The sequence below is a fragment of the Fructilactobacillus sp. X7R9C1 genome, from assembly GCF_059901005.1.
Genome location: NZ_JBWXVG010000029.1, coordinates 1 through 1,750 on the forward strand (window position 1 = coordinate 1; position 1,750 = coordinate 1,750).

Consider the following 1,750-nt stretch of genomic DNA (forward strand, 5'->3'; position numbering starts at 1 on the left):
GAGAGTAAAACTCTCAAAACTAAACAAGACTTCAATAATGTAAGGTTTCCGAATTTTTCCTTAGAAAGGAGGTGATCCAGCCGCAGGTTCTCCTACGGCTACCTTGTTACGACTTCACCCTAATCATCTGTCCCACCTTAGGCGGCAGGCTCCAAAAGGTTACCTAACCGACTTTGGGTGTTACAAACTCTCATGGTGTGACGGGCGGTGTGTACAAGACCCGGGAACGTATTCACCGTGGCATGCTGATCCACGATTACTAGCGATTCCAACTTCATGCAGGCGAGTTGCAGCCTGCAATCCGAACTGAGAACGGCTTTAAGAGATTAGCTTGACCTCGCGGTTTCGCAACTCGTTGTACCGTCCATTGTAGCACGTGTGTAGCCCAGGTCATAAGGGGCATGATGATTTGACGTCATCCCCACCTTCCTCCGGTTTGTCACCGGCAGTCTCATTAGAGTGCCCAACTGAATGCTGGCAACTAATGACAAGGGTTGCGCTCGTTGCGGGACTTAACCCAACATCTCACGACACGAGCTGACGACAACCATGCACCACCTGTCATTCTGCCCCCGAAGGGGACACCTAATCTCTTAGGTTAACAGAAGATGTCAAGACCTGGTAAGGTTCTTCGCGTAGCATCGAATTAAACCACATGCTCCACCGCTTGTGCGGGTCCCCGTCAATTCCTTTGAGTTTCAACCTTGCGGTCGTACTCCCCAGGCGGAGTGCTTAATGCGTTAGCTGCGGCACTGAAGGGCGGAAACCCTCCAACACCTAGCACTCATCGTTTACGGCATGGACTACCAGGGTATCTAATCCTGTTTGCTACCCATGCTTTCGAGCCTCAGCGTCAGTTACAGACTAGACAGCCGCCTTCGCCACTGGTGTTCCTCCATATATCTACGCATTTCACCGCTACACATGGAGTTCCACTGTCCTCTTCTGCACTCAAGTTTCCCAGTTTCCGATGCACTTCTCCGGTTAAGCCGGAGGCTTTCACATCAGACTTAGAAGACCGCCTGCGCTCGCTTTACGCCCAATAAATCCGGACAACGCTTGCCACCTACGTATTACCGCGGCTGCTGGCACGTAGTTAGCCGTGACTTTCTGGTTAGATACCGTCGCGACGTGAGCAGTTACTCTCACGCCCGTTCTTCTCTAACAACAGAGTTTTACGAGCCGAAACCCTTCTTCACTCACGCGGCATTGCTCCATCAGACTTTCGTCCATTGTGGAAGATTCCCTACTGCTGCCTCCCGTAGGAGTCTGGGCCGTGTCTCAGTCCCAATGTGGCCGATTACCCTCTCAGGTCGGCTACGCATCATCGCCTTGGTGAGCCTTTATCTCACCAACTAGCTAATGCGCCGCGGATCCATCCAAAAGCGATAGCACAAAGGCCATCTTTCAAACGAAAACCATGTGGTTTTCGTTGTTATACGGTATTAGCATCTGTTTCCAGGTGTTATCCCCTTCTTCTGGGCAGGTTATCCACGTGTTACTCACCAGTTCGCCACTCGCTGCTAACTTAAATCTAGGTAATGCAAGCATCAACTATCAATAGGCGTAGCTCGTTCGACTTGCATGTATTAGGCATGCCGCCAGCGTTCGTCCTGAGCCAGGATCAAACTCTCATTTTAGAAATGAGAAATTTTACTAGCTCATTATTATTTGTTGTTATTCTTTTTCAAAAGAATTAAAAAGCGAATTGACTTCGCAAATGTTTAATTTTAAGTTCTACAACTTAAAA

At 49.3% G+C, this 1,750-nt stretch carries 1 rRNA gene; it reads right to left on the reverse strand.

The features are described 5' to 3' along the window. Nucleotides 1-64 precede the first annotated feature (64 nt). Nucleotides 65-1,640: ribosomal RNA gene (locus AC6UD0_RS07175) — 16S ribosomal RNA — on the reverse strand. Nucleotides 1,641-1,750: the final 110 nt, after the last annotated feature.